Here is a 25,768-nt window from a genome sequence, read left to right as displayed (position 1 = left end):
TTAATATTTAATTACTACTTGACCTGTAGCAGAATCTTTGATGTAGGTGATGTAGCCAAGATTAGTAACAGACTCAATGTTTTTAGCCAAATTTGTACCTTGAATGGATACTTTTTTAGAAAAATTCTTTAAATCTACTTGAGTTCCACCAACGTTTATCATATCATATCCTGATTTAACCATTGTACCACCTAGGTACGTTACTATCTCGACATCTATATTTCCGGTTCCTAAAGTTCTATACCAAGATCCGGCCATTCTTACCTGTATGGTATTAAGAGTAGGGTAGTCTGTTGTTATTTTACTAAAATTTACCAGACAGCTTTCTACACCATTTGCCTGTGTATTATCGCCTCCCCACATGATGTAAGAATCGGCTGCAAGAGCATTTACTGGTATCTCATTATTAAATCCGTGGCCCCAACCCATCCATTTATTGTCCAGAGATGTTCCCGAATTTACGATTCCGGTGTAAGTGTCAAAATCTTGTCCGGCTCCTAATGCCCATTTATACCTAATAACCATATAGTTAAAAGGTGATAATGTTACTGTTGGTTCAACCACGCAAGAAGGATTAACTCCTCTCCAGGCAGTAACTCTACAGGAACCAGAGTTATTTGCGTATGCCTGAACATTTGCTGCTAACCATGCATCTGCTTTTGCATTTGCGTCTTCGACACTTATGGTCGATACAAATTGATTTGCATTGGCAGTAAGTGTGACGGAAGTTCCAATGACTCCGGCAGCGCAATCATTTTTTGCCGCAGTCAATGACTTGGCTATATTGTAATATTCCATACTTTGTTTGTAATTGATTGTGATTTGCCTTAACTGACATTCTGATTTTTTCAATTAAATAAGCTGATATCTGTGTTACTTGACAACTATTTTATTTTTTCAGTTTATTGCTTTTCTTGTTTTACAATTTCGCCTGTTTCAATGTTGACACGAATATTACCGTGCTCTTCTTTGATTACTTTTTCCAGTTCATTGAAGTTTTGTTGCTGAACTGCAATCTGGCTTAAAATATCAGCTTTCTGAAATTCATATTGAATTGATAATTCTCCTAATGATACTCTGGCTTTATCCATAAAAGCATTAAAATCTTGTAAGTTTTTTAATTGTTCTAAACTGATTTTTTTCGATGCTTCTTTATTGATTGTTGTATTTTGCATTTTTTATTGTTTTTATGTATTTTTGAATTTATTTTTGTTTTTCGATTGCTATTTAGGTCTTTTTAACATATTTTTATATAAGCACTAAACCCAATACTTTTATATGTTTTTAGGGCATATTAAGTCAATACATGGTAAATGAATTAATCGAAATAACTGATGTAAATTTGTTATTAGGAATTACTTGCCTCCATCACTAATCAGCCAATTGTTCGGTGTATTAGTTAATATTGCCCTACCTTCAGCACTGTTTGAAGTGTACTTTACTGTATTAAATGATATATTAATTGGCGTTTTCACCGGTCTTGAACTCCAGCCATTATAAATGGCATCTAAATTAGATGCTGAATAATTTACAGGGGTTTTACTATTCATAAAACTATTAAAATTTGTTACTTTACTAACATTCCAGTTGCCAATATTTTGATTAAAAGCGGTAGCAGATTGGAACATTGAATTCATTGTTGTAACATTTGATGTGTCAAATGTTGAAATATCTTGATTGAACGCATAAGCAGAATTAAACATGTTGCCCATTAAAGTTACTTTACTAGTATTCCAGTTACTAAGGGGTTGATTAAATGTAACTGCCCCACAAAACATGTCAGACATATCTGTAACATTACTTGTGTTCCAATTATTTAATGAGGTATTAAACACAGACGCACTAAAAAACATACTAGACATAGAAGTAACTGAACTAGTATTCCATCCGCTAAGATCTTGATTGAATTTATAGACATACCGAAACATGCCACTCATATTAGTAGCACTAGACGTATTCCAACCACCAATGTTTTGATTAAATTCCCTTGCATTATTAAACATATTTGAGAAATTCGTAACTGAACTAGTATCCCATTGACTAATATCAGAATTAAATTTTGTATGATTAGCAAACATATTATTCATGGTAGTAACCTTACTAGTGTCAGTAAAATTAAGTATTGGACTGTAATTAGAGAAGCTGTTAAAATAAAACATCCCCCCCATATCAGTTACATTCTTGGTATCAAAATTAATTGTTTGATTATAAGACGAACAAACAGCCATCATACTATTCATATTTGTAACATTTCCAGTATCAAAATTCATTGGTTTGTTAAAAGATGAACATTGAAAAAACATATATTTCATCGATAGCACATTACTGGTGTTAAAAGTTAATAAACCATTAAACTTAAAGCAATTATAAAACATGTTTTCCATGTTAGTGACATTAATAGTATTCCAGGAAATATCTTGATTGAATAATGGACACATATTAAATAATCCAAACATATTAGTTACTGAGGAAGTATCCCAAAAAGAAATATTGTTAATTGCAGTCAGTTTTGAACACCCTGCAAATGCATATGTTAAATCTGTAGTTGCTGTTAAATCAAGTAAGTCTGTTACGTTTGATAGATCAAGATTACTACAACCATAGAAAAAGCCAAATCCGATAACCTTTACACCGCCCCATTGAGTAATGTTTATAATTTTTTGTTTGTCATATGAATTATAGAATGACCATCCATTACAAACTCCTATAATCTTAATAGTGTAAGTGCCTGGGGAAGTATATGTATGCGTAGTTTCAACTTGATTGTATGATGTTATATAATTTGATGAACCATCTCCCCAATCTATGTTAAAAGCATATGTGCCGTTGGAATGTAAAGGCAGTTTTATTTGTGAAGCAGTGCTAGATCCAGTTGATATATTATCGGTCTTCCACGTAGAAATAAATGGTAGAGAAGTAGTAGCGTTGCTTAGTCCATATTCATAAAATAATAATGTATTCATAATTATATGTTTGAAATTCTTAAATAATCTGTAGTACCAATACTCGAAATTGTTGCTGTGCTTCCAACTGCTCCGTTTAATATAGCGGTTGCATTCACTTGTATTAAAGTTCTACCGGATGCTTGTACAAAAGTTATTGCACCCGAACCATGTTTTAAATAAGAAGCACAAAAATCAGTTCCACCATTTACTGTTATGTTTATTGCACTTACTCCATTATTAATGATTACGTTTTTGCTAATTTGTTTTTTACTATTTGCATCAAGCGTATCAGTTGTAATACTTACAGCTGTAGTAATAGTAATTTGTGAAGGTTCTACTGATGAACTAAATGATACCCCAATCTTCTTCTCAACACCATCACTACCCATTACATACATGTCAGTTGTACCGTTTGTTTTGGCGTATAATTTTGCGTGTCCTGCAGTTGCCGCTGGAGAATCAGAACCAGCTAAAGTTAATAATCCATCAGTAATATCGGCTTTTGCTGTAAATGTTGTAAAAGAGGTGGCAGTTACATTTCCTTCATGGGTAATAAATGCATTTTCTTGTTCTAATTTTCGAATACTGATTGCTTTTCTGTTATTATTAGCAGTAGTAGTGTCAAAAGTAGAAGTTGTGGCGTTAGAGCTGGAGTTTTGTACAAGCTTCAAACAATTGGCACTATTGTTTTTAGTAATCGTTAAAACATCTTGTGCAGAGGCATCATGAGTTAAACTTAAAGCTCCGTCTTTTGATTCGTTTCCTGTGGTGTGAATGACATCGGTATCTAAGGAGTAAGTATTTCCGTCAAGCGAACCATCTCCCTTAACAAATTGTGTAGCTGTTGCTCCTGAAGTTACATATTTAGGTGCTGTTATAACACCATCATCTTCAATTTTAACTTTGACAACATTGTCTTTTGCTACTTGTAAAATATCTCCTGTTGCTGTGGCAGCCGAATTTAAATAAACTCCGCTTCCTGCTCCGGTATTTAATACTTTGACACCAGTTCCTGTGGATGAATTTTGCAGTAAAATTCCGCTTCCTGTTCCGGTAACAGTAATATCAAGAGCAGTTGCATCAACGCCAGCACCACTATTTGTTAAAACAAGACCACTTGTTGAGGTAGGTGTGGTGTTGTTAAAAGTCAAAAGTCCATTTTTAGTTTCATTTCCCGCCGTATGTAAAAAACTAGTAAAATCAATTGGTTCTGAGGTATCGCCGCCCGGAATTGGTCCTAAATTTTTAAACCAATAATCTACTTCGATGTTGCGATCACCCACAGTTCCTGAAAAAGTGATTACTGCTGTATTGTAGTCTACGGTATAATCTTCTCCTTCTTTTAAGAGCTGACCGTTTTTATATACTTTAATGCTATGCTGGATAGGTAATTTTTCTAATGATAAGGTAGTACCACTAAAATTATCAAAAGGTTCCTTAAAAGGCATATAACAATTGCCTGTAATGATACCAATATTTTGCAAACCTGTACGTAAAAGCGCTGGAGTGACATAATGTTGATCATCGGTACCTGTTTCAACCATTTCAAAATCAGCTTTGTCCTCGTCCTTATGAACAAAACTATCAAAAATTTCTACAAAGTCACTTTGTGATGGAATGTCTCCGTTTTGGAATTTACTACCAATGTTAATTCTACTTGTTGCCATGTTGTTTTAATTTTATTTTCTTGCTGTAAATATTTGTTTGATCGCCATTTTTTGAATCCCAATAAAATTATTTACTGGGATTCAATAAGGTTTAAAGGGTTAAGATTTTTTCTTCACTGCTGAACATTCCCGAAGAGTTTTCGGAGAGAACTTTAAAATGATGGTAAATTCTTTGCTCATCGTTAGTCTTGATTACCAGCTCATCCGTGTAGGATGCAATATTTTCTAAAGGAAGTATTACGTTATTTTCATTTGAAAACATTTTATGAATTTTTTCCCAGTTTCCTTGGTTTTTCATCTTATACAAATGGTATTTACCATTATGTACGGTCTTTTGCCATCTAAAAACTACTGGTTTCAATAAAGATTCATTTATTCCGGTTACAGTTCCTGTAGCTTCTACTATTGGAGATACAGGCGAAACATTATCAACAATCACTGTAGCAGTAATTTTTGATGGTTGTGATGGTGCGTAATCAATAGTGATGATCGGATTAATTTCAGTTGAACCGGGATCAGCGTATTCAATTTCTTTAGATACGGTAATTCTATAAAAAAGACCATCTCCAAAAGGAACAAATTCTAGATCATCAAATTCATCATAAACAGTCCATACATCATTAAAATCAGTTGATAAAGTATCTTCGTTAATTACAATTTCTTTCACGGGAGTCATCGTTCTTATCGATTGCGCATCCAGCATAGAAGTAGCACGATAAATATTGATTTTTTTAATCTTGTATTCTGGCTGGTATGTATTTAACTCAATCTGAATGGCAGGCTTGATTCCTAAAACTTTATTTTCCAGAATTGGCATAATTCGCTTGATTTCTGGTGTCTGAGGCGGAGTTGAAGCTACCAATTTTACGGGTCCCAACAACTTGCTAAACTCACTAAAATTCATTTTAATATCCATTTCACAAACACCATAGAAATAGATGTTTTGTGAGTTTCCATCCAAATTAAAATCGGTAAACTGAGTTCGGTTTTCACTATCATTAGTGATTTTCATCATAGGTGCAATATCAAAATCAGCATCAGTTGACTTTAGAATATGACCGCTTTTATCTTTAATAGTTTGCTTTTTATTGCTTGGGATGTAATCATTACCCTTAATATATTCGTAAATAACAGGTACTTCTGTAAGAGGTACAAAAGCTGCGTGAATAGCTTGCTCAATAAAGTGAACGGCCAGCAAATCTTGCTGAACTCCTTGAGATCTGGTAATTATAACTTGATTAAGTGCGGTTAATGAAGTAATTTCTACAACATTTTTGCCTTGTGATTCATTGTGCCATTTAATAAAATCATTTATCGCGGCTATTAATTCCAAATTGTCTGGCACAGGAAAGTGATATCCTAATTCAGATTCATTTTCAGGAGGATATGTTTCGTAGTTGACTTTTGTTTCCAGTAAATCAAAATCTAAAAAGTTTTTCCATCTATTACTAAAGTATGCTTCATCATTCCCGCCAAGTTTTTTCAGTTCTTCCCGAATTACATTGATGGTATCTCTTTTGTACAAAACACTTAATAAGTCTTCATCATTGGCCCTGTAATGCAATGCTCCATAAGGTTTGTGATTGTATCTGGTTGTAAATGTGTAAGTCGAACGATTATAAAAATCAGGTCGGGTTGCATATAAACTTCCTTCTACTTCCTCAGGTCTTTGTGGCTCTACAATTTTTACGGCATACATAGGACTTGGGACACTAATTTTCGAATCGTAATTAAGTGCATCAGAATGCGTACTAATTCCAAAAATGGAGTAATGTGTACTTTCTCCCTCTCTCGGTTGAATATTCGAAGCTGTAATTCCGCTTCCGGCATCGGCATAGAGGTACACTTTATAACTTGGATAATAATTTACTTTTTGCGATACATAACCCGCCGTAAAACTTCCCTCATCTTTTGCGCCAATAATTTCGTCATGATCCGGATGCATAGTTTGATTGATAAAATCGCCTAATTTGAAATTGGTATCGTTGATATACACAACCAAATCTCCCGTCTGTCCGATGTTTTCTGTTCGAACAACTTTAAACTCTTTTCGGGATTTTACAGGAATTGTATTTCCGTCTTTTACAGCACTTTTTGTAAACAACCTAATTGTACCATTAAACCATTCTACCGAGTTTTCGCCAGATGCTTTAAATTGCGGATGCTGAGGTAAATTATAATTAGAGAAAATTATTCTGTACAATCCGAGATGTTTTTTGGTTGGCAATAGAATTGGATTTTTGTCTGCATCCAATTCGAAGTTTCCTTTTGCATCCATTTTATAGCTTTCTTCCAGAACTCTTTCAATTACCGCATCATTCCAGATTCCTCTTGATTTTTCTACTTGTAAATTGGTAGGATCTTCGGCGTCAGGCTGAATAATTTCTCTATGAACCGCTTTTAAAGCTGGGGGATATTGCACTCTAAAATTAAGTGGTCCGGGCTGATGCCAATTAGAAGGAGTTAACATGTTTTCTACCAAAGTGCACAGACCGTTTTCAGACTTTTTGATGGCTTTTATTTGTTCAGAATCCAATGTAGCATCGCCATCTGAAAGAATACTTTCACTAACTTCTTTTTTAAGCACTTCAACCAAAGCATAGTCAAATACATCCGGATCTCCCGTATTTTGCTTTGCTTTAAGAATTACATCGATCTCTTTTATAACATAATTTTGATCTCCGATGGTTAAAATACCTCCTATAAATTTCCCTTTATTGGCATCATTCAGCGTTACTTTGATTTCTTCTCCCGTACTCAGTACTTTATATTCTGTAATTTTTATAATCGAGGTAAGATGATCCGTTGTGCTATTTTCGATACTATAAATCGAGGCATATTCTATTTGAGGAAGGCCATCTTTGTAATACAGTTTAAAATTATCAGCAAATATTTCTTCATTGTCGGGATAAATAGTGTTCGGTTTTACAGCATCTTCATTTGTCATTCCATCAGGAATACTGTAGCTCAATAATTCTTGAATAGTATAATATTCGAATAAAATTCTAATCAGTGTTTTATCTGTTGCTGCAGGAATTGCATTATAACGTAATTGCTCAGATTGCGATGTAAACATTAGAGGGGTTTCCTCAGTGATCAAAAGTGTATTAATGCCGGTTGGAGGCATTAAATTATTTGCCGGCTGTATGTTAGAATTAATGTTTATCGATCGACCAGCTGATGCTCTCGAAAAAATATTAATACCATACCCTTGATAGATATATGTTTTTTGGCCTACTTCTTCCTGACGAACATTTAAAATAGATTTTCCCGACTCCGGAATAATAATGGGAGCAGGCTCATAATAAGATTCAATGAGGTTTTTATTGATGTTTTTATATTCTGAATCAAACGCCAGTTCTGGTTTAACCCAAGTTGAATGGACATCTTTAATTTTGTAATCAACACCCAAATAAATAGGAAATGTAAAAGAGCTGCCATCAAACTCTAACGAAGATTTAAAAAATTCAGTATTGATATCATAATCCATGACATCATCCATAAATAAGCTTACGTATCTTTTTTTTCCATCAAAACTGTATCCGTCTGGATCTGTAATTTTTGCAGGCTGGCTTTCGTCTGAACCAATATTTAAACCTGGAACAATCTTGCTCAATTGTACAGGAAGAGGCAATCGCTCTGTGTTTACAGAAGTTGGAATACTCATAGAAAGATGTAAAACTTCTTTCTCTGATGTTCCACCTTCTAAGTTGCCAAATGTGGTGTATTCTGTAAGGTAAATAAATTCTCCTGAATAAACGGCATCATCGATATCAATGCATCCCAAGCCCAACATACGTGCAATATGATAGTCATTTGCAGCAATGTTTAGCATGTCCAGATTAGATATTTCGGTTAGATTTTTAGCGTATTGCTGCGTTTCTCCTTCCAAAGGTTCGTTTACCGGAATATCTTCTCCAAAAGTGATGGTTTCTACCCCAGTAGGATTATTGGGCACATTACTTAACTCCAGATATCTTGCAACTACTTGTTTGATATTTCGGCTGTCACCAGTGGTCGTTTTGTTCCATCTGTTTTTGTAATTGGTAATATTTACGTATTCACCATCATTGTATTTTAGCCATTTTCCGTTAACGGAATTTAGTTTGGGCTCTAATTGTTCAAATACTTTTGAATCTTTATCGCTCAAAGCATATTTTCCTTTTAAGTCCCAATTTCCATTAGTATTTGCGTGCTGAATAAAATCGGAATAAAATTCAAAATGAATTGTATTTAAAAGACAATTATTTGCTTTAAATCGAATGCTTCTTCCGTTTTCAGCCACTACGCGAACTAAATTTACCTCAGATGAAGAATAAGTTTTACGATTGGTTACCCTTTTGGATGCCAAAATCGTATTTTCGGCTACAGACAAAGTTTCTAATCGAAGAGCGCTGGAATTATTTACTGAATTAAAATTTAATTCTGCTGCAAAAAACAATTCATTTTTATTCTCAATTTCGATAAGATTATTTCCGTAAGCCTCAATAAAAGAAGATGGATTTGCTCTTGGATTAATAGTTGCTTTTACAGACAAATACTTTGCTTTGTTTTTAAAATAAACATAAACAGATCTTTCAGGATTTGTTGTTTTATAAATCCATAACGCATTACTATTATCTACTAAGTTGGGGGTCTGTTTAAAATTTAAACTATAAGTAACCTTAGTATAGGGAGCTCTGTATATTTTTACAAAGTCATCAGTTTTATTAAAATTAAACCTTGGACCAGTAAATAAATCGCCTTTCGGAAGGTGTTTTTCTCCTAATTGTCCTGCCAGCATCCAACGAAGGTGAATACCTTTTGTGCTATCAACTCCTTTTGAACCAACAGCTGCAATTTGTAAATGGGTAGATTGCAATGCCGTTGTGCCAGAAGAAGTGCCAACAATGTATAACTCTTTTGTTACATTAAAATTAATGCTTATTCCGAGTGGATTACCAACCTTGTTTAGAACAACGGGGGCCGAAAAATTTCCGGTAAGTAGGGGTGTACCATCTATTCTGATTGCAACTTCCTGAGTAGATGATCCAGGAATGGTAATGGTGCTTTCTATTTTAAAAACTAATCCGTCTAAACTGCTGGCATTATGAATTCTTGTTCCTGCAGGCAACGTGAGCGCAACACGACTTTTGTTTTTAAGAACCAAAGTTCCGGCTTCTTTGTGCACAGGCAGACCTTTCCTTAAAACAGGATATACTAATTTGTTCTGAATAATGCTAACATTAGCAACGCAACCTACCTGAGTGCGAGATAAATCTGTATTAAGTTGGTTTAGTTCGTTACCTAAAGTACTAAAGTCAGCAACTCTTATGTAATCTGAATTTAGAATAGAAATACCGCTGTTTTTTAAGATTGGCGGTTTTTCTAAAAAAGTAGTAAGCGGAGTTACCAATTCGCTAATATTATTTGCATTGCTTGTCACACCATACACAAAAATCTGTGATCTTAGATTTAGATCACGATACAAACTTTTTAGTACATCAGAATTATTGACCTGCATACCATCTGTAACAACTACAATAATATCTGGAGTGACAGATAATTCGCTGGCTGCTTTCAGGCCGGATGCCCAATAATCAGATTGCTTATTGACCCTTCCTGAACCAAATGAATTGGCCCAGGTTAAAAATTCAGAAGTATTACTTGAGATTCTTTTTTGAATAATATTGTCAGTTCGCAAAGTACTATCATTATCAGACATTCCGATCAATGAAAGCGTTATGTTACTCTGAGCTTGTGAATTGATAAATGAAGTAAGCCCGCTTCTTATTTGCTGTGCTTCGGTTGCATTAATAGAACCCGATTCATCAACAACTATTGCTATATACGTTTCGCAACCAGAGAGTTGACTTTCTTGTGAATTTATAGAACTCATTTTTTTCTTGTTTTTAAAGATTTATATTTTCTAATACTTTGGTTAATATTTGTTTATCAACCGAAACGGTCAACGGAGTACTAGCGTTATTATTCCACATTCTATAGTCAAACTGAATGTCAAAATCGGTCTCTATAATTTTTTTATCATTATTCATTATTAATGCCTGAGAATAATCTTTGGAATGCAATACTTGATAATCTGCTTTTTTGTCACCAGCACTATCCAATACCATAATAGAATCCTTGATTTCTTGTAATGGAATTTTAGGAATATTAAACGGTTCCGGATTACGAATTAAAAGCGCTATAATGTCACCTGTAGCAGTATCGATAATACGATTGACTTCGGTGGTGCGCGCAGGATCAAGTGGAGATAATTTTAAAATCCCTTCTATTGCACGATCAAATGAATGTTGGTATTTTAATGCGAGTGCATCATTTGATACATTAGAATTTCCGGCAATGATATCATGCAAAGCTCTAATCTGGTCTTGGGCTAAATTCAATTTGATTTCAAATAATGCTTTGCGCGAATTTATTATGGTTCCGGATTCATCTTTCTCTGTAATAAAATAACTGTTTATTTGCTCTTCGAAATTTTTGTAGCGTGACGTTTGGAAACCAAATTGATGTACTAATGTATTTTTGCTTTTTTCTTCAAGTAAATTTTGATTGTCATCAAAATAATTATTTACTAAAACGGTATATAATTTCGAAGGTTTTAAATCGGTAAGCGTTACTTTAAAACTATATGATTTTGGCTGTAAAGCTCCTCCAATTTCAATTTGGCATTTCATTGCAGGATTTCCAGTAATCAGGTTTCTCAATAATTGAATGCCTATTGGAACTCTCGGATCATTATCATCTTCCCATTTCGCATTTCCTTGTTCCGCTTTAGGGTAGGTGGTTTTTTTAACGGGAAGCGGGTAAGGAATCAAAGTATCATTTAAAGGATCATTAATGATGAGATTCATGGCACCTTTTATTTCTGGTCTGGCGTTGCCATAACTACTCCAGTCCTTAAACATGTGATAAACATAAGGGCTTGTAAAAAACAATTCTACTTTGCATTGCTCATTTCCGTAAAAAGAGGGTTTAGATTGTAATAAACTTCCATCTGCGTTAGGATAAGAGCGGTTATAATCTAGATATTGCCTTAAGGATGTCAATGGCGATTTTGATAAATCAGTCAGTTCATTGCTTGGTGCAGATTTCTGACCGGCAGTAGTAACCGGATCTGCAACAGGGTAGTGCCCGACTGGTCCTAATGTTTTAAATCCGTAATAGTATTTAAATTCTGTTGTTTTTTTGTCATCTACGGTATCAGTCAAAACAAAATCTAAACAATACGTTGTATTAGCTCTCCAAATTGGTTGAACCGTGTTTTGAATGGCGGCCTCCATAGCCTTATTGTCTGCTACAACAGCTTCTGAACCTGGTATGGTTGTATTGTGAAAGTAACTCTCTTTACTCAGCCACTCGACTCTTTGAAGATAAGTAGTATAATTTAATTCTTCATCGTTGTTAGAATTTCCTCCATCCGAACAAATAACATTATTGACGATTATTAGTTTTGAATTTTTAGTATTTCTCGCGTAATCAGCAGTTGTAATTACTGCAAGTTCAGTTAGAACAGTATTTTCAGTTGTTAGTGTCGATGTAGAAGTTGTTACCGATACAGTTTCCGCTGGATGCAGAGAGCAATTATCAAATTGATCATTAAATAAAGAAAAGTAAACTCCTTTCTCACTTTGTTTAGAAGAAAGCATTAAAATTTCATTCGCAGATGGCTCATTTTGAATAGCGATGATCGATGCATTATCGACCGTACTCCCTCTCTCAATTAATTTTGTAAGAGCTAATGCTGTGTTAAAAACAAAGAGATACTTTGCATTATAAGCAACAACAGAATTATCATTTAAAGGATTATTTGATAAATAAAGCGCCGAATCAAAGATGGTATCATGTTGTACTATTTCAGTATTCGTACCATTAATTTGAGCTAAACCAAATTTTCCGTTTGATAATGCAACAGTAAGCAAGATTTTTCCGTTTGCAATTATTGCATCTGTAATTTCGGCAATAGCTTCATCAGAAAGGATTTGTGTCTCATTCACAGCAATTGCTTTGGTAGTGGTAGTAACACTAAAGCGAATGATTTTTTTATCTTTTGTAATTATACTAAACGATGTGGCACTGTGCTGAAGTACTTTAATTGCTATTCCATTGACTTTTACACGACGAATAAGAGTACGATCGATTGCAGTAATCCAACTAATTTCAGTCTCATTTGCCATGTTGTTGATCCAAAGTAACTCATTGTCCGGCAGAGGTAATAAAGTATTAAAACCAATTGAATAGGTATTTAAATAGTGTTTACCTGATTTTAAATTTAGTTCATCATCGAGTTCTATAATTGCGGTACTGCCAACAGGAGCGGGGCAGCCTACAATAAAATCATCATCAATGATAGCTTCGCCAATTCCTTTACATTGTTTAGCATCTAAAGCCTGAGTAACTAATAAGGCATTGTTTAGTACTTGCATCGAAGTAACTTTGCCATTTAATAAACGCTCTCTCAAAATAGCTCCATTGGCATCAAGCTGTACAAGAGCAGTAGTATTGGCTTGTGGATGGAAGGAAATAAGGTAAGTGTCGTTGTATTTAATTACTTTTTTAAATACATAAGAGTTTCTTCCTGTAGGTCCATAATAGTGAGTAAAAGTAAGCGTATCAGGTGTTGCTGTAGGATTGCTGTTTTCGTTTCCTGCATTGGCCTTCAAAAGGGCTAATTCTGCCAGTAATGCATTGTATTTTGATAAATCATTCGGAAAAGAAATAGAAACTTCATCGCTTTCATCTGTGTAAGTATCATTAAATAATGTTGCGATTTCATTTCGGATTGCTTTAATACGCTCGGCATTTGCGGCTAAAGGTGTTATAACAATTTTATCAATTTTTGTTTTTGAAATTGCTTCATTCTCCGAATCGTATAAAGTTATAGCACCTAACAGTTCTGCCTTAGAGTATGTTACTGTTTCTGAAGGTGTCGAATTAGCTGTTTTTTTTATTTTAATAGGATCATAAGAAACTAATTTGGCTCCTTCTTTAATAACAGCGGTATAGGCTTTTATTGTGACTTCTTTTGCCTGGGTTGTGAGGTTTAAAGTAGGCTCAATAGCAGCTTCAGGAAAAATAATTTCTAATTCATTATAATTTTTAAAAGATAAAGATCGATTGTATCCCAACGGATTACTTTCTCCTGTAATACTCATAAAATCGCCGCCCTCTGTTGTATTCTTTTCTATAATTTCAGGAGCATCCCCAATGAGTTTAAAGAATAATCCATTTATTTTATCGGCTTCATATTGAGTGGGTACATAGTAGCGCTGCCCAATTTTTTTATTAAGAAAATCAGTGTGCTCTTTTTCAATTGCATCAGACACACAGAATAATTTTGATGGCGTAATTCCGTATTGTTCCGGTACGTGCCATCCAGGCTCGCCTGCACTTAAAAATGAAAATGGATTGGTGGCTAAAACACGAATACTATCATATTGATCAATTGCTTTTTGCCATTGTGCCCATGGTAAATTTTTAACAATATCTCTCGAGTCAGATGCTACGACAGCCTCAAACGGATGGTAAGTTTCCCAGGCACTTGTTGTGCTATTCCATGATTTTATATTAATTGATTGAATAGAATATTGATGTTTTACCTGACGTAGTTTTCTACCTGCTTGTGTACTAACAGGTGGCATCATATCAGTATAATTTTTGGCATCACCAGTATAACCTCCAATTTTTTGTGATAATGAAGCATTAGGCAATAATCCTTTAGCCATTTTAATATCGATAAAGGTGTCCAGAGGAATTACTTTTGTAATGGCTGTAACATTAGGAACAGTTTTAAAATAATCAAGTGCGAAGGCTTGATTTGTAAGCATGTGAACTCCCTTAACAGATTCTGTTGTTCTGTTATCCTGGCCGTCTCCATCGGTTCCCATGGGTAGTGGGCTGTAAGGTGTACGATCAACAACTCTGTTAATATCCCATTGTAGTTCTACAACGAAATTTTTTCGAACTCTGACAAAAGCAATTTTTATACGAACACTTAACTCTAATTTTGCATAAATTAAAAACGGTTTAAACGATTCAACCGAGAATATTGTATCAAGGACTATTTCTACGTTTATTATCCAAAGTTTAATTTGAATTCCTCCACCGGCACTTATATAACCTCCCATTTGAGGACGTTTGAATGAAATTTTTCCGCCCAATTCAAGATAAGCCCATAATTTTACTTTTGCAGGACCAAAACTTTTTTCCAGTTTAAAATCTAATCTTGCACCGGCTTCAATTCCCTGAGCAGAAAGCATAATAAAGGCTTTTGCTGTAAAAAGAGTTAAAATTCTGGCGGTAATAGGATCTTTTTTAGAGCCCAGATTTACATACCAAGGCTTTTGATTTTTAAAGAAAAAACCTGACTCTAATAAAGCATGAAGCTGAAAGATTTGTCCACTATCTTTAGGAATACTAAAATCGGCTCCGGCAGCCAATTCTAACGAATCGTCTCCAAAAGCAACCATGGCAAAGAAAGGAGGATTACTCGGATCATCTTCAATAAGGCCTAATCTGCCTGCAATCACGTTTAATCCTGCTTCGATGTAAAATAGCGTAGGCAACGACAACAACAACATCGCTCTTAACGATAAAACATGTCCGCCATCTGCTGTGGTACCAAATGTCGCTCCGGCACCAATAGAGAATGGTGATTTGTATTGTAAAGAATCTGGTGGTCCGCTGAATTTTCTAATATTAATTCCGGGCTTGGGATGTTTATAAAATTCATACCACGAATTGTCTGTGGTTAAGCCCACAGATTGTTTGGTCGCTACATATTTAAATCCCAATAAACCTCTAAAGGCAGAGATCGAAATAAATCCTAACGGAATAGGCGTAGGCAATTCGATATGAGCATCAATTAAAAATGCCGGATATTTAGGCATAAAACGCATGCCAACACCGCCTGAAATCTTGGCTTTTGGTAATTTTAAAGAAACTTCACCCGTAAACTCAGGAGATTTTCCTGGCTCAGGAAGAGAAATCATACCATGAATAATAGCCATTGCAGATGCCTCGCTAGCAGTTCCCGGAATAATTAAATCGACTTCGATGGTTTGAATTCTTAAAAAGTCATCTTTTGGACCATCATCAGTAGAATAGTAATATTTAACACCCTCTCCACGAGCATCTAACCCTAACGGATTGATGCTAATGGCGCCATCAAATCCCCAAAAGTTATATTTACGTCCGTTTATTTGGGTAGAACCAAAATTAACATTCGAAACAGACATTTTAACTGGTCCAAGTTCTAATGAAAAATTGATTGGAATTGGAATAGAACCTCCCTCGACCTCAATGTTTCCGTTACTGTAAATACGTAATTTTTCGACATTGATTCCTTGGCCTTTCATGATATTATTCATGACGGGATTCGGAAATGTAATAAAGCAAGAGGTTCCTACATAATAGTCTTTATCTTCTTTTCCAAGTTCAAAACTAAAGAAGTCAAAATTTATAAGACCAAATAAATTAGCTTTCGGAGGATTATTTTTATTAAATGAGGCAGTAAGATTAAAGTCTCCGTCATCGTATAAATGTCCTTCAATAAGCGCACTAAAAGGAGTATTATCTGGTTTTTTTAATTTCTCTATGATCAGTTGGCCTTTTATATTAGAGCCAATAACCTTATTTTGTTTAAAAGAAATATCAAATTTAGTAAAACCTACTTTAAAACCAGTGCTCTCTGAACCAATGGTTTTCCATAATGTATTTTCAATAAGTTGTGACAAAAAGTTTTGGTAGTCTTTTGCCGTATTAAAAGTATAAGTTGTTGATTTGTTTATAGTTGGAGATACAATTGTAGGTAATGTTTTTAACGATAAAGGATATTTAAAAGCATACGGTAATTTAGCGGCGTTTAACTCTTGTAAAAAAGTAGTTAAATCAGCATAATCAGCAATTTCTTTTTCTTCTACTTCACCACTTTCTTCGTTTTTTTCGAACATCGTGACTGGATAAATTAAATCGAATTTGTCATCAAAATAATGAAATTCACCGCCTGTAACTTGAGGGACTGTTTCCAGATAAATATTTCCAGACAAACCACCAGAACCTACTAACAAGTCTGAAGCACCAATTTTTAAGGTAGCGGCAGTACCTCCTACAGCTTCGTCTTCGCTATGAAACCATTTAGAAGGTAAAGTAACCGAAATGGCACGTGCATAAACCCCCACGAAATCATTTGGCCTACCATCTGCATCTGCTTCCGGAATATTGGTTTTCTTGCTTAAATCGACTTTTAAAGTGTCTAATTCAAGAATTAATCCAGTATTGCCAATCATGGCATGAGGCGGTGTCAATGTACCAGCCAATTCTAATTGATAGCCAATTCCGGCTTCTGTATCGGCATACAATTGTGCTTTGGCAAATACAAATGTTGATTTTGCAGCAGGATTTTGATAAGCAGAACCGTCTATATTAACAGGTCTTAAAATAGTTTGAGGAAATTCTATACCCGCGCTTAATTCCAGCGTAGCTTTAGCCTTTGGCGTAATAATTCTTTTTATGTGCGCCTCAATACCATCCGGTGCGATGATATTATAGAATTCCTGAAGTTTACTTTTAGTGTCGCTTACATCTGATTTTAAAATATAAACTGCAAACAAAAGCAAAGGAATTGATTTTGTAATAGCAGTATTATTATTGATAAGTGAAATTACACTTGTAATAGATTGCTCAACACCTACTGGAAATTCTAATTCTTGATACGATGGATCATTTGTAATTGCTTGTAAATCATTAATGTCTTTTAAAAGCTGTTCGTATTTTGTAATTCCGTCAGCGGCTTCAACAAAAATGTTAAGCATGTGGGCAATTACTTGTTCTTCGCTAATGCGGAAGACTTGTAATCCTACAGCATAAAAATCTTCTAATGAAAACGAAAAACTGCTGGAGCTAAACGTTTTAATAAATGCAAGTATTTCCCACTGGTATTCGAGTGTAATAGGAAATGACGAGATAGTCGAATCGTTATCTTTCAAATCAGGATTTAGTACAAGACCTAAACCAAACGGTAAAGGAAGAGCCAGTTTTTTGCTCGTTACAATATCAAGGCTATAAAAGGCCGAGTCGCCACGATAGCCTTTTGAATATTGTAAATTTTTGTAATGTATTTTATCAAAAATGGCATTCAAACCATTTTGAACAAATGACAAAAACTCAGGTAGTTCATCTACGGTAATTACCTCAGATAATCGAGGATAATATCTTGGCGTAGCTGCTGGAATTGGAATTGCTGGAATTGGGTTAGTTGGCATGTGCTAGTTTTTTTTTACTTTAATTTTGTTTGTATTTTAAAAGATTAATACGAGTTGTAACAATCAATCTGAGCAATCAAGTGACGAATCTATTTATTGCGTTTGTACACTTTTAGATAATTTATTTAAGCTTACATACCAATTCAAAAAACTGTTGAATTTGATGTGTTTTATAGTGTTTTTTCCTTTTGATAGTGTAAAGGTGAGCCTAAAATAGAGGTTTAAAAAACCGTTGCTTAGTGGTTTAACAGAGATGTTCTATTGCTTTACAAGGTTGTAAAGTAAGCGGAAGAGGTATTGAGTTGCTCTCTAGGAATTAGCCAATAATTAAGATTGGAGAACTTGTAGGAAGAAGCTTCTTCTTATATTAAAAAAAGTTTTTTGGGTTTGTCAGATCAGGGTTTATTTGTCTTGAGAATGACAGTCTTTTTATGATCGTTTGTGTTAGTGTTTTTATATTTTGGTTTGATGAGCGGTACCCTAGCTCTGTTTTTTTTCTAACTTATTCGCCCCTCAAAAAAAAAAGGAATTAGAGCAACTAATTTTTGCTCAAACTTATAGCGCGATTTAAAAATAGTTATCGATTATTAAATCACTATTCAAAAATCTTACAGACACACATGTCTTTTTAACCTATTTTTTCTAAATACCGTACTCAAACCGTAGTCTTAAATTCTATTTTAATCCATTTTTCTTGTTAATATTGTAAATACTTACAAGCGCTATGTTAGTCTATAGTGTATGATTTTAATCTTAAAAAAAAAATTATGAAAGAAAAAGAATCTGAATAAAATGATCGTAAAAGCGCAATTAATTTTTCTACCGTTTTTGCAGCTTCATTTTTAATTACAAATGACCAAATGAGTTTAATGTTGACCAAATAAATGTAAACTCAAAAAATAAACAGCCCCAATTTACTATTTCTAAAAAAGATTTATTCATTAAAAAAAAATTAATCATGAAAAAATTAACTACACTAATTAGAATTGCTTTCCTACTTTGTTTTATCGCAATGAGTACAACCACAATTGCGCAGACACAACCTTTTCCTGCAAACAAAACCTATTCGCAAGGACTTATGCCAAGCAATAGGAATACGCAAGATGCTATTACTAATTATGCTATCTGGAAAACAAATTTTTTAGAACAATGCGCGAATGGCCGCTACCGCGTAAAGTTTGATGATCCGAGCAAAACGGTTTCGGAAGGAATCGCTTACGGAATGCTCCTTACAGCCTATACAGGCGAGAGGACTATTTTTGATGGACTTTGGAACTACTATAAAGACAATAGAGATGCAGCAGGACTTATGAATTGGAAGATCAACGGCTGTAATGGTGGCGCTGCTGGAACCGGTGGTGCAACAGATTCTGAAGTTGATGCAGCCATGGCTCTTATAATTGCTGATTATCAATGGGGATCTTCGGGTGCAATTAATTACAATAGCGATGCCAAAATATTGATTAATGCAATTAAGATTCATGAAGTTGAACAAGGTACTTTTGTGCTTAAACCCGGAGAATTCGGAGGCAGTTCTATTACAAACCCGTCGTATTTTGCTCCTGCTTATTTTAGAAAATTTGCCACTTTTACAAATGATCCTTTCTGGAATAGCGTAGCCAGTAAATGTTACGAAATAATCAATAATAATCTTTCTGTAAATGGAGCGGCAGGTGGATTAGTTTCGGACTGGTGCACCAGCTCAGGAAGTTACTCTAGCCAAGCAAGTGGTTATGCTAATGGAGGTACTAAATATTCTTATGATGCTGCGCGTACGCCCTGGAGAATAGCCGTTGATTATGTATGGCATGGCAACGCCGAAGCAAAAAATTACTCGAAAAAATCATCCGATTTTGTTCGAATAAACGTAGGTGGTTCTCAAAATGTTGTAGATGGATACAATCAGAACGGATCTAAATCGAGCCAATACCATAATGCAACTTTTGTCGGAGCCTTTGCAGCAGCAGCTATGGGAGGTGATAACCAAGCACACCTTAACAATTCGTATTCTGACTTAGTAAGTCTCAACGAGCCAAATTCGTATTACAATCAAACGCTAAAAACGCTTTACCTGTTTCTTTTAAGTGGAAACTTTTATTTGCCTGGCGCAACAGTTGTGAATCCTCCAAGTGATGGAATTATAAATGGCACCGTATACAAAATTATAGGAAAACAAAGCGGAAAAAGTGTTGATGTAACTGATGTTTCAACCAGCAACGGAGCAAATGTTCAACAATGGACTTACGGTGGTACTGAAAATCAAAAATGGAAAGCGGAAAGCGTTGGAGATGGTTACTGGAAACTAACTAATAATAACAGCGGAAAATGTCTCGAAGTAAGTGCCTATTCTAACGCAGACGGCGGTAATATACAACAATGGGATTACGCAAACCATGCTTACCAACAATGGAAAATTGAAGCTACGGGAGATGGCTCTTATAAATTAATCAATAGAGGAAGCGGTAAATCAATGGATGGTGCTGGTACCAATGATGGGGCAAATATTCAACAATGGTCTTATGGTGGAGGTGATAATCAAAAATGGTTTTTTGATAGTATTAGCAGTACTGCTAGAACAAGCGTTGCAAAAACTGAAAACTCAGAAAGTGGTTTTGGAAAATTGTTTCCGAATCCATCTTATGGACACGTATCACTAGATATCACAGACAATACCAATGTAAAAGTATTTGATGTGTCAGGGACTATTGTTTGGCAAAAAAACTTCATCAAAGCAGAAAGAGCTGAGTTAGATTTAAATCATTTAAAAGCTGGTATTTATATTGTAAAAACAGCTAAAAATGGTGCTCTTGATTCTCAAAAATTAATTATAAAAAAATAGACTGAAGCTATACAAAGGAATAGAAAAGGTAGTGTTTCAACAACTGAGTAAGTTAGTGAGACACTATTTTTTTATGATTTACTTTTTTAAGAGACTTTGCAAATAAATTTTAAAGCCTTATAAATAAATACGATAACAATTTACATCAGTTGTTATTTTATCATAAGTTCTAATACCCCAATAACCTGAAAGTACAAATCAAAAAACTATAAAGACCATTATCCGACTTAAAAACCTCTTATTGTTTGACTCTCAAAAGACTTTTTTCAAAAGTAAACGTTCGCAAAACAGTTCGTTTGGGGTTTCCGACGTCAAATTTGACGTCCTTGAGGGGCAACTTTGGGGTTCCGAACCCCAACGGAGCACCTCAGAACCCCAAACGAGGGGTTCGCAACCCCAAAGTTTAGGTTGCAGACCCAAACGTTTAGGTTCTATCATGAAGTGTTTAGGTACTGAGGCCAAAGTTTTAGGTTTTCGACCTAAACGTTTCGGTATCTAACCTAAAATTTTACGTCAAGGTACCTAAAATTTTACCTTCCCAACCTAAAGTTTTGGGTACTGAACCTAAAAGTTTAGGTAAACAACCCAAACACTTCATGATGCTACCTAAAAACTTCGTGACAGCCCCCAATAACTTCATCACAAAACCTCAACGCTTTCCTAAAAACAGTTATAAATATCTGCTTCCCTGCTAGCGCAAGCGTGACACTCGTGAACGTACTCAACATCAATTCATATCAATTTCTAAAATAATTTGGTCATTGTTGCCATAAAATTTCTTGCAGAACTGTATTTCCAGTCTGGAGGATTAGTAACACCTTGGAGTTCTTATTTTTTATGCTTTGCGTTCACGAGCGGGATGCTTGCGCCAGCAGGGGGTATTTTAAAAAGGATTTTCTCCTCTTTTGACTCTTTCAATGCCACTATCAACTAAACTCTTTATTGTCAAGTTATCAAGATGCTTAATCCAATTACTTCCCGTAATCCAAGGATGAGCCTCGTAAACTGTCGGATTTTCGCCTTCATCTAAATAAATAAATAAAAACTGATCACCTCCATATACATCAAAAGCATAAAATGGACGTGAAATAGTTCTTCCATTATCTGCCATATCTTCTCTAACCCATTCCTGTAGTTCTTGCTGAGTTTCATCTATTCCATAATCGCATACATAACAATAATTACCAGCCAAAAAAAGTAATTCTTTTAAAACTTTTGGAAATGGATTTCCGTTATTGTAAAGTTTCTCTAAATCTTGAATTTCATTTAAGGTAATGCCTTCTATGATGAAACTATTTTTTAAATCACTAGGGTTTTCATAAGGGTTATCTTGCAATTTTGCTAAATATTCTATTTTCATAATTCTAATTTATTTGATCAATTTTTTCAATGTTCCAGTATCCTCAGCTCGTTTGTTTGCTATCATTTTAATTTCTAAAATTTTACCTTCTTGTTTAGCTAATTCTTTCAAATATACAAAGTAACCTTGACAGCTTGTACAAGTATATAATGTAGATTCCATATTTATAACAAAACGGTTACCTGAATTCCAATGTTCTTCCAAAAAATTAAATATAAATTTTACTTCAGTATCATTCTCTCTATTTCTTTTACTTACATCAATTGCTTTTTTCTTAAAAATTTCAAAGTTATCATAGTTAGATGGTTCTTTAAAATATTGAGGTAAACTGTTTCCAAAAACAGATTCTATTTTATCTTTTTCTCCTGATAAATATCTCTCTCGTATAATTGATCCAACAGGGGTATTATCATTGTATGGCTGTATTTCAACTAACAACTTATTTGCACGTTTAAATCTGTCCTTCTGTTTTCGAGTAAATGCTTCAAAAAATGAAAAAGCCTCCCCCCCGCTAGCGCGAGCGTCCCCCTTGCTGGCGCGAGCGTCCCGCTCGTGAACGTAATCAACATCAATTCATATCAATTTCTAAAACAGTTTGGTCATTGTCGCCATAATTTTTGGCAGAACTATATTTCCAGTCTACAGGATTAGTAACACCTTTGAGTTCTTATTTTTTTATACTTTGTTTTCACGAGCGGGACGCTCGCACTAGCGGGGGGGAATTAAATATTTAAACCTGTTGGTAGTAGTGGTTCAAAATCATGATAATATGAATGATCATTCCAAGGAAAAATACTCATCTCGTTACTTGCTAAAAATTCATTTAGCCTATAATCTTCATCATGAACAAATATTGTATCAATTCCATTATCTTCATAATTAAAAGTGTAATACGGATATTTATAATCTATTCTTTTAAAAATATTTAAGTCTCCATAGAAATATTTTCTTTTTTCCTTAATGTCATTCGTTAGTAAATCTTTAATACAAGAAGCTAAAAGTTCTCCATTTTTATTATACACTTCAACCCCTTTTCTATCTAAAATACCTTTATGAAAAAACTGATATTCCCATTTTTCATCATTATTTGCATTGGTTACTTTATTATAATAAAAGAACCAGCTTATTCCTATTGGAAGGTATTGATTAATTATATCTTCAAGATTTTCATCTAGAGATAAATAATATTCACCACCATTATATGATGTTTCCACATTTCTTCCTTTCATCCAATATTTTTGAATTAATTTCAATTCTCCATTTTCATAAGTCTCCTTGTGGTATTCTTTTGATTTACTAACTTGCTGTTGAGTTATTTCTTCAAAATCAGTATTTGTATATTTAATCATAGTAGCCATATAATTTAAAATTTAAATGTTAAAAAAGGTTCAATATCGTAAGCCCCCCCGCTGGCGCGAGCGTCCCGCTCGTGAACGTAATCAACATCAATTCATATCAATTTCTAAAACAGTTTGGTCATTGTCGCCATAATTTTTGGCAGAACTATATTTCCAGTCTACAGGATTAGTAATGCCTTTGAGTTCTTATTTTTTATACTTTGTGTTTACGAGCGGGACGCTCGCGCTAGCGGGGGGATTAGTAACACCTTTGAGTTGGTATTTTTATACTTTGCGTTCACGACCGGGACGATCTTGCTAGCGGTGGATTTGAGTTTTCGAACACTTATATTGAGACACTCACGACAGACGGAAAGGATAGGCAAGAAGTTATGACTATTACGAATTTCTAAATGATAACCATTCTTGCAGTACCAGTTTTAAATCATTCATATGAATTGTTTCATGACCATCAATTGAAAAATAAGGATTAGAAAATTTCACTTCAAATACTGAAAATTCTTCTGCACTGTTAAGAAAAGAAGGATCATAAGGTTGGTTATTTTGTATTGAATTAATTGTATCTATTAAATAAGTAATTACAATCTTAGGTAAAAATTGAATAATGTTTAATCTTTTATAATTACCAATAGCATTACTTGAGTCTAAAATGTATCCTAATTCATTAAAAGGTCCCATTTTCTTATAAAATTTTAAGTTTAACTCATCTTGTTTGTTCATACTGTTTGCTTTAAGGGTTATATTGCTTTACAATTGTCATCAAAGATAAATGATCTGTTTGTAATGTTTCTGTGACTGGATCTAATTCGTGGCTTCGTTGTATAAATTCAATTTTTGTACCATCTGAAAATATGAAACGATATTTTGTAGTAGTGACATTGTAACTATTTCCTAAAATAGTTCTTGATTGAGGAGGTAATTGAATATGAATAATTTTATTTGTCCATGCATAACTCATCTCTTCCAATAATTTCTGCTCATCCCCCCTTGCTGGCGCAAGCGTCCCGCTCGTGAACGTAATCAACATCAATTCATATCAATTTCTAAAACAGTTTGGTCATTGGCGCCATAATTTTTGGCAGAACTGTATTTCCAGTCTAGAAGATTAGTAACACCTTTGAGTTGGTATTTTTATGCTTTGCGTTCACGAGCGGGACGCTCGCGCTAGCGGTGGGGCTTTAATTCAAAATATTTTTTAATAATTTAGCTGTATTATAGGCATCGTCTGCTCCATTATGGATTGTTCCTTTGAATTTCTCACCTATAATTTCTAATTCTTCTAATAAGCTCAAAGCATTGGGCATTTTATTTTTAAAAATAAACATAGTTTTAATGTTAATATACGTTTCACTAAACGGATTATCCACATTAAAATCTTTACAATGATTTTGTATTATTGTTCTATCGTATTCTCCATAGGCTGCCCAAGCACGCATGTTAGATCCATATCTTTTCCGTATTTTTTTGCAAGCCTCTTCAAATGACATACTTTCTTTGTCAATTTTCTCTTGAGTTATCCCTGTTAAATTTGAACAAAATAAGCTAATAGTTGAACGCTGAGGTTTTATAAAATAGCTTCTCTTATCTTCAATTTCACCTGTAGCAACTACATACTTACAAATTCCAATCTCAATAATATCATTGCACATATCCTGTGGTTTTAGATTTTCTTCCCAACAAGTTGCCTCAACATCAACTACAATTATTTTATCATATAAAAACATAATTATTCTAATTTGGAATTATCGGTTCGGCATTATGGTAATAAGCCATATTTGCCCAATCAAAATCTTCTAAAGTATCCAATTCATCTAAATAAAAGCTGTGTTTAAATTCATTTATGTAATCTTTATGTAAAGGATTATGACTTTGCATATGACCAAACTGTCCATTAGTACCATACCAAAACGTATATAGCTTTTTACCAGTATCATCATAAAAGTATTTATTAGTTTCTTCATAGTCATGTAAATTTGAAACTATATTTATTGGGCTTGAATATATTTCATTACCATTATGATCAATTACAGAGATATCCTTAAATTCTAAAACTCCATTATAATAATCACTATGATCTATTAGTATGAAATCGCCTATAAATTTTCTTTCTCTTATTTCAATAGAAGAAATTGTTTGATTTTCAGAAAGAATAGTAGTTATTGATTCATTTGAATCTTTATAGTATATTAAATTTTCAATAACACCATTTTTAAATTCCTCCTTTTTCTTTACTAAACCATCTACAGAAAACACTTTTATATGTTTTTTTAGAAAACTTACTTGAGTAGAAGTTATTGATTTTTCTGACTCATTTTCGTATGATATTACTACTGCCAT

General features: G+C 34.1%; 14 protein-coding genes. 1 reads left to right on the top strand and 13 read right to left on the bottom strand.

Annotated elements, in window-relative coordinates:
- The 6 genes from J3495_RS02560 to J3495_RS02535 form a co-directional block, all read right to left on the bottom strand.
- Positions 1-798, bottom strand: coding sequence for a DUF5977 domain-containing protein (locus tag J3495_RS02560; RefSeq protein ID WP_210664996.1), 798 nt, complete (start codon positions 796-798; stop codon positions 1-3).
- 104 nt (positions 799-902) lie between these two features.
- The gene (locus J3495_RS02555) at positions 903-1,175 is read right to left on the bottom strand and encodes a hypothetical protein (protein WP_210664995.1); all 273 of its coding nucleotides are present in this window, start codon (positions 1,173-1,175) and stop codon (positions 903-905) included.
- Positions 1,176-1,355: 180 nt separating this feature from the next.
- Positions 1,356-2,963 carry a BspA family leucine-rich repeat surface protein gene (locus J3495_RS02550; protein WP_210664994.1) on the bottom strand — a complete coding sequence of 536 codons (1,608 nt, stop codon included), beginning with the start codon at positions 2,961-2,963 and terminating at the stop codon, positions 1,356-1,358.
- Positions 2,964-2,965: 2 nt separating this feature from the next.
- Entirely contained in the window at positions 2,966-4,612 is a 1,647-nt protein-coding gene (locus J3495_RS02545; RefSeq protein ID WP_210664993.1) for a hypothetical protein, read from the bottom strand.
- A 91-nt stretch (positions 4,613-4,703) separates the two neighbouring features.
- Positions 4,704-10,490: a VWA domain-containing protein gene (locus J3495_RS02540; protein WP_210664992.1), complete on the bottom strand. Its 5,787-nt coding sequence runs from the start codon at positions 10,488-10,490 to the stop codon at positions 4,704-4,706.
- A gap of 13 nt (positions 10,491-10,503) precedes the next feature.
- Complete coding sequence (locus J3495_RS02535) at positions 10,504-17,874, bottom strand: hypothetical protein (protein ID WP_210664991.1); 7,371 nt, start codon at positions 17,872-17,874, stop codon at positions 10,504-10,506.
- A gap of 958 nt (positions 17,875-18,832) precedes the next feature.
- Here J3495_RS02535 and J3495_RS02530 point away from each other — a divergent pair.
- Complete coding sequence (locus J3495_RS02530) at positions 18,833-20,713, top strand: glycosyl hydrolase family 8 (protein WP_210664990.1); 1,881 nt, start codon at positions 18,833-18,835, stop codon at positions 20,711-20,713.
- Positions 20,714-21,596: 883 nt separating this feature from the next.
- Here J3495_RS02530 and J3495_RS02525 read toward each other — a convergent pair.
- From J3495_RS02525 to J3495_RS02495, 7 genes are all read right to left on the bottom strand, one after another.
- On the bottom strand, positions 21,597-22,073 hold the full coding sequence (locus J3495_RS02525) for an SMI1/KNR4 family protein (RefSeq protein WP_210664989.1): 477 nt from the start codon (positions 22,071-22,073) through the stop codon (positions 21,597-21,599).
- A 9-nt stretch (positions 22,074-22,082) separates the two neighbouring features.
- On the bottom strand, positions 22,083-22,511 hold the full coding sequence (locus J3495_RS02520; protein WP_210664988.1) for a hypothetical protein: 429 nt from the start codon (positions 22,509-22,511) through the stop codon (positions 22,083-22,085).
- Positions 22,512-22,795: 284 nt separating this feature from the next.
- On the bottom strand, positions 22,796-23,431 hold the full coding sequence (locus J3495_RS02515; RefSeq protein ID WP_210664987.1) for a hypothetical protein: 636 nt from the start codon (positions 23,429-23,431) through the stop codon (positions 22,796-22,798).
- 378 nt (positions 23,432-23,809) lie between these two features.
- The gene (locus J3495_RS02510; RefSeq protein WP_210664986.1) at positions 23,810-24,151 is read right to left on the bottom strand and encodes a hypothetical protein; all 342 of its coding nucleotides are present in this window, start codon (positions 24,149-24,151) and stop codon (positions 23,810-23,812) included.
- A 10-nt stretch (positions 24,152-24,161) separates the two neighbouring features.
- A complete protein-coding gene (locus J3495_RS02505) occupies positions 24,162-24,458 on the bottom strand; it encodes a hypothetical protein (RefSeq protein ID WP_210664985.1) in 297 nt (98 codons plus the stop codon).
- 151 nt (positions 24,459-24,609) lie between these two features.
- Positions 24,610-25,155: a 3'-5' exonuclease gene (locus tag J3495_RS02500; protein ID WP_210664984.1), complete on the bottom strand. Its 546-nt coding sequence runs from the start codon at positions 25,153-25,155 to the stop codon at positions 24,610-24,612.
- 7 nt (positions 25,156-25,162) lie between these two features.
- The gene (locus J3495_RS02495; RefSeq protein ID WP_210664983.1) at positions 25,163-25,768 is read right to left on the bottom strand and encodes a hypothetical protein; all 606 of its coding nucleotides are present in this window, start codon (positions 25,766-25,768) and stop codon (positions 25,163-25,165) included.

The organism is Flavobacterium geliluteum, assembly GCF_017948595.1.
Taxonomy (GTDB): domain Bacteria; phylum Bacteroidota; class Bacteroidia; order Flavobacteriales; family Flavobacteriaceae; genus Flavobacterium; species Flavobacterium flavipigmentatum.
This window is presented reverse-complemented; position numbering and strand designations above follow the sequence as displayed.

What these genes read in the sequence shown, in the direction of transcription:
- J3495_RS02560 (WP_210664996.1), bottom strand. Translation starts at nt 798, where the DNA reads ATGGAATATTACAATATAGCCAAGTCATTGACTGCGGCAAAAAATGAT.
- J3495_RS02555 (WP_210664995.1), bottom strand. Translation starts at nt 1,175, where the DNA reads ATGCAAAATACAACAATCAATAAAGAAGCATCGAAAAAAATCAGTTTA.
- J3495_RS02550 (WP_210664994.1), bottom strand. Translation starts at nt 2,963, where the DNA reads ATGAATACATTATTATTTTATGAATATGGACTAAGCAACGCTACTACT.
- J3495_RS02545 (WP_210664993.1), bottom strand. Translation starts at nt 4,612, where the DNA reads ATGGCAACAAGTAGAATTAACATTGGTAGTAAATTCCAAAACGGAGAC.
- J3495_RS02540 (WP_210664992.1), bottom strand. Translation starts at nt 10,490, where the DNA reads ATGAGTTCTATAAATTCACAAGAAAGTCAACTCTCTGGTTGCGAAACG.
- J3495_RS02535 (WP_210664991.1), bottom strand. Translation starts at nt 17,874, where the DNA reads ATGCCAACTAACCCAATTCCAGCAATTCCAATTCCAGCAGCTACGCCA.
- J3495_RS02530 (WP_210664990.1), top strand. Translation starts at nt 18,833, where the DNA reads ATGAAAAAATTAACTACACTAATTAGAATTGCTTTCCTACTTTGTTTT.
- J3495_RS02525 (WP_210664989.1), bottom strand. Translation starts at nt 22,073, where the DNA reads ATGAAAATAGAATATTTAGCAAAATTGCAAGATAACCCTTATGAAAAC.
- J3495_RS02515 (WP_210664987.1), bottom strand. Translation starts at nt 23,431, where the DNA reads ATGGCTACTATGATTAAATATACAAATACTGATTTTGAAGAAATAACT.
- J3495_RS02510 (WP_210664986.1), bottom strand. Translation starts at nt 24,151, where the DNA reads ATGAACAAACAAGATGAGTTAAACTTAAAATTTTATAAGAAAATGGGA.
- J3495_RS02505 (WP_210664985.1), bottom strand. Translation starts at nt 24,458, where the DNA reads ATGTTGATTACGTTCACGAGCGGGACGCTTGCGCCAGCAAGGGGGGAT.
- J3495_RS02500 (WP_210664984.1), bottom strand. Translation starts at nt 25,155, where the DNA reads ATGTTTTTATATGATAAAATAATTGTAGTTGATGTTGAGGCAACTTGT.
- J3495_RS02495 (WP_210664983.1), bottom strand. Translation starts at nt 25,768, where the DNA reads ATGGCAGTAGTAATATCATACGAAAATGAGTCAGAAAAATCAATAACT.